Origin of the sequence: Humidesulfovibrio sp. (assembly GCF_035560995.1) — a bacterium.
Lineage (GTDB): Bacteria > Desulfobacterota > Desulfovibrionia > Desulfovibrionales > Desulfovibrionaceae > Humidesulfovibrio.
Genome location: NZ_DATMYK010000089.1, coordinates 1 through 4,709, shown reverse-complemented (window position 1 = coordinate 4,709; position 4,709 = coordinate 1). Strand labels below are relative to the sequence as shown.

General features: G+C 63.2%; 3 protein-coding genes. All 3 read right to left on the bottom strand.

The genetic code is table 11. From position 1 onward, the window contains the following. On the bottom strand, positions 1-1,033 hold a 1,033-nt coding region (locus VN419_RS03385), incomplete at its 3' end, for a DNA gyrase subunit A (RefSeq protein WP_325644447.1). Between the two features lie 271 nt (positions 1,034-1,304). After that, positions 1,305-3,749 carry a DNA topoisomerase (ATP-hydrolyzing) subunit B gene (gene gyrB, locus VN419_RS03380; protein WP_325644445.1) on the bottom strand — a complete coding sequence of 815 codons (2,445 nt, stop codon included), beginning with the start codon at positions 3,747-3,749 and terminating at the stop codon, positions 1,305-1,307. Then, positions 3,750-4,709: DNA polymerase III subunit beta (locus VN419_RS03375; RefSeq protein ID WP_325644443.1), on the bottom strand; the 960-nt coding region annotated here is incomplete at its 5' end.

Genomic DNA, 4,709 nt, shown 5'->3' with positions numbered 1-4,709 from the left:
CCTCGCGCCGGTGCTCCAGGAAGTGGACCAGGATCTGCTTCAGGTTCAGCAGGCGGGGGCGGTTGCCCACCACGGCCATCATGTTGATGCCGAAGCTGGTCTCAAGCGGTGTGAACTTGTACAGGGCGTTGATGACGATCTCGGCGATGGCCCCGCGCTTGAGTTCCAGCACGATGCGGATGCCCTTGCGGTCGGATTCGTCGCGCAGGTCGGAAACGCCGTCGATCTTCTTGTCGTTCACCAGCGCGGCGATCTTTTCCACCAGGCTGGACTTGTTCAGGGCGAAGGGGATCTCCGTGATGACCACGTTCTCCTTGCCGCCCTTTTTCACTTCCTCGGTGTGCACCACGCCGCGCATGCGGATGCTGCCGCGGCCGGTCATGTAGGCGTCGGCCAGACCCTTGCCCGCGAACACCTGACCGCCCGTGGGGAAGTCCGGCCCGTGGATCATGCCCAGCAGGTCGCGGGGTCCGCAGTTGGGGTTGTCCAGCACGTGCAGGGTGCCGTCGATGAGCTCGCCCAGGTTGTGGGGCGGAATGTTGGTGGCCATGCCCACCGCGATGCCCGAGCTGCCGTTCAGCAGCAGGTTGGGCACCTTGGCCGGGAGCACCACCGGCTCCTCAAGGGTGTTGTCGTAGTTGGGACGGAAGTCGACGGTCTTCTTCTCGATGTCGCCCAGGAACTCGCTGGCCAGCTTGGCCATGCGCACTTCGGTGTAACGCATGGCCGCCGCGGAGTCGCCGTCGATGGAGCCGAAGTTGCCCTGGCCGTCCACCAGGGGGTCGCGCATGGAGAATTCCTGCGCCATGCGCACAAGGGCGTCGTACACCGCGGAATCGCCATGCGGGTGGTATTTGCCGATGACGTCGCCGACCACGCGGGCGGATTTCTTGTAGGCCCGGTTGTAGGCGTTGCCGAGCTCGTGCATGGCGAACAGGATGCGCCGGTGCACGGGCTTGAGGCCGTCGCGCACGTCCGGGATGGCGCGGCCCACGATGACCGAGAGCGAGTACTCCAGGTAGGATTTCTGCATCTCGCGTTCAATGGTGACGTTCTGACTCACGTATGTCCTCCGTGTATGGCGGCGGTGCAAGCGGCCGAGGGTTGAGGCTTCGCCCCTTCCCCCGGACCCCCTTCACCACCAGGGGGCACAAGGCCCCCTGGACCCCTGTAGGGGGTGGGGGGGTCGCTGTGACCGTAAAACTCCAACAGACTCCAATAATAGCGGGATTTCAAAGAGCGAATGCCCTTAAGCAGGGGCCCGGAGGCCACGCCCCCGATGCTCCCGCATCCCGATCGGGTACCTAAATATCCAATTCTTCCACGGTCATGGCATTGCGTTCAATGAACTCCCGGCGCGGGGTGACCGAATCGCCCATGAGTTCGCTGAAGATGCGGTCGGCCGCTTCGCAGTCGTCGATCCTGACCTGTAGCAGGGTGCGCTTGTCCGGGTCCATTGTGGTCTCCCACAGCTGCTCCGGGTTCATTTCGCCCAGACCCTTGTAGCGCTGCACGGTGTAGCCCTTGTGCGATTCCTCGAGCACCGTGTCCAGCAGGTTGAAGAAGCCGGTCAGGCGCATGGGCACAGCGTCCACGCGGCCCAGGCTGAAGTCCGGCCCACCGCAGCTCTCCATGAGCCCCTGGTGCAGCTCCTGGGCCTTCAGGTAGGTCTTGGCGTTGAAGAACTCCAACCCCAGGCGGGTGCGGTGGCCATTGGCGCTGGTGAAGACCACGAAGTTGCGGCGCTCGGTCTCGTCCTCGCCCTGCTCCACGTCCATGTGCACGCCGAAGCCGGCCTCGACCACCTTGGCCAGCAGCTCGTCCACGGGCGCGGCGTCGAAGTCCGCCGGGACGATCTTAGGCAGCTTCACCATGGAGAGGAACAGCGGCTCCTCGATGCCCATGTGCAGGGCCTCGCGCACGCGCTCCTTCAGCTGGCGGATTTGGTCGAGCAGCTTGCGCAGCTCCTTGCCGCTGAAGAGCTTGGGCTCTTCGCCGTTCAGGGCCGTGGCGGTCAGGTCCTTCTCGGCCTGGGAGAGCAGGAAGGCGTGCAGCTCCTTCTCGTCCTTGATGTACTTTTCGAACTTGCCCTTGTGCGCGCGGAAAAGGGGCGGCTGGGCGATGTAGATGTAGCCCCGGTCGATGAGCTCCTGATACTGGCGGTAGAAGAAGGTCAGCAGAAGGGTGCGGATGTGGCTGCCGTCCACGTCTGCGTCGGTCATGATGACGATCTTGTGGTAGCGCAGGCGCTCGAAGTCCGGCATCTGCTCGTCGTCCAGACCGTTGCCCGGCACGCCCACGCCCATGGCGGTGATGAGGTTGCGGATTTCCTTGTTGCCCAGCATCTTATCGTAGCGCGTCTTCTCCACGTTCAGGATCTTGCCTCGCAGGGGCAGAATGGCCTGGATGCGCGGGTTTCGGCCCTGTTTGGCCGAACCGCCTGCGGAGTCGCCCTCGACGATGAAGATTTCAGACTCGATGGGGTCCTTGCTCTGGCAGTCGGCCAGCTTGCCCGGCAGGGCGTTGTCGGACAGGGCTCCCTTGCGGCGCACGAGATCGCGCGCCTTGCGGGCGGCCTCACGCGCTCTGGCGGCGTCCACCACCTTCTCGATGATGGATTTGGCCTCCTTGGGGTTCTCCTCAAGGAACTGCGTAAGCTTTTCATAGACCAGCGTGGCCACCAGGCCCGCCACCTCGGAGTTGCCGAGCTTGGTCTTGGTCTGACCTTCAAACTGCGGCATGGGCAGCTTCACGCTGACCACGGCGGTGAGGCCTTCGCGCACATCGTCGCCAGCCAGTTTTTCCTTGAGCTTCTTGGAAAGCTCGGACTTCTGGATGTAGGTATTCAGCGCGCGGGTGAGGGCCGTCTTGAAGCCCGCCAGGTGCGTGCCGCCCTCGATGGTGCGGATGTTGTTGGCGAAGGTCTGGACGTTTTCCTTGTAGCCCTGATTGTACTGCACGGCGATTTCCGTGACCACGGTGCCATGGTCGCCGGAATCGCTCTCGCCGATGGCGTAGATCATGTCGTGCACGGCGGTCTGGCCCTGGTTCAAGTCCTCGACGAAGGAGCGGATGCCGCCTTCGAACTTGAAGTTGTCCTTGTCGCCCGTGCGCTCGTCCAGGAACTCGATCTCCATGCCCTTGTTCAGGTAGGCCAGTTCCTGGAAGCGCTTCTTGAGGATGGCGTACTCGTACTGGTTGGTCTCGAAGATCTCCTCGTCAGCCTTGAAGCGCACCTTGGTGCCGGTGCCCGTGGCCTCGCCGATCTCCTTCACCGGGCCCGTGGGCACGCCGCGCTCGTAGGTCTGCTGGTACAGCCTGCCGCCGCGCTTCACCGTGGCGGTGAGGCTCTCTGACAGGGCGTTGACCACGCTGACGCCCACACCGTGCAGACCGCCGGAAACCTTGTAGGCGTTGTTGTCGAACTTGCCGCCCGCGTGCAGGATGGTCATGACGACTTCAAGGGCCGTCTTCTTCTCCTTGGGGTGCATGTCCACGGGAATGCCGCGGCCGTTGTCAGAAACGGTGACGGAATTATCCATATGCAGGGTGACTTTGACCCGCGTGCAGTACCCGGCCATAGCTTCGTCGATGGCGTTGTCGACCACTTCGTAGACCAGATGGTGCAGACCGCGCACATCGGTGGAGCCGATGTACATGGCCGGGCGTTTGCGGACCGCGGAGAGGCCCTCGAGAACAGTGATGCTGTCCGCGGTATAGGCCGCGGCGTTTTTTTCCTTGTCGGTCATTTAGGCGTTTTCCTCGGCGTAGTAGGTCTCTTCCTGAATCATCATGGGCATGATGATGACGCTGTAGTTCTGGTCCTTGTCGCCGGAAACGCCGCAGGGCGCCTCGGAGCCGGTGAGGGTCAGGGTGACTTCCTCAGAGGCGTAGTGCGACAAGATCTCCATCAGGTTGCGGGTGGGGAAGGCGATGCGCTGCAGGTCGCCCTGGTAGGTGGCGGCCAGGGGCTCCTGGGCCGTGCCCACGTCCTGGCCCTGGCTGTACAGGACCACTTCGCCGGGGCTGAACAGGAAGTAGGTGCAGCGGTTGCTCTCGGTGTTGAAGATCAGGATGCGCTCCAGGGTGTCGATGAGCTCGGCCCGGTTCACGGTGAGGCGGGAGGCGCCCGGATCCTTCAGCTTGGACAGGAAGCCCTGGTAGTTGGGGTACTGATAGAACGAGAGCGGCAGGCTGAAGGTCTCGCGTTTGTCGCCCGTGCGCAGGAACATGCGCTTTTCGCCCAAAGCCAGCTCGATTTCGTCCGCGCCAAGCCACTTCTTGAGTTCGGAAAGGTACTTGCGCTGAATAAGCGCGCCTTCCCGGGGCAGCAGACCGAAAATGTCGTCGTTGACGAAGGTGAACATGGCGAACTGGTGGCCGTTCAGGCCGCAGACCTCGACCCGCTTGCCCTGCGCGTCCTGCTCCGGCTTGAGGTACAGGCAGGCGATGGCCTCCATGCTGTCCTCCTCGCTGATGCAGAAGCCGATCTTCTCGATGATCTCGTGCAGGAAGTCACCGCTCCAGAACACGGTCTCGCCCTCGGGGAAGGGGGCGAAGGCCTGGAACCATTCAGGCTCGTTGGCGGGCAGCTTGTACTTGCGGCGGCCTTGCTCGATGAGCACGTTCTTGCCCTCGGCATCGGCCTTGATGGTCAGTTCGCCCTTGGGCAGGTTGCGCACCAGGTCGCAGAAGGCGCGGCCCTGAAC

Excerpts from the sequence above, each read along its gene's own strand:
- gyrB (WP_325644445.1), bottom strand. The coding sequence starts at position 3,749 with ATGACCGACAAGGAAAAAAACGCCGCGGCCTATACCGCGGACAGCATC.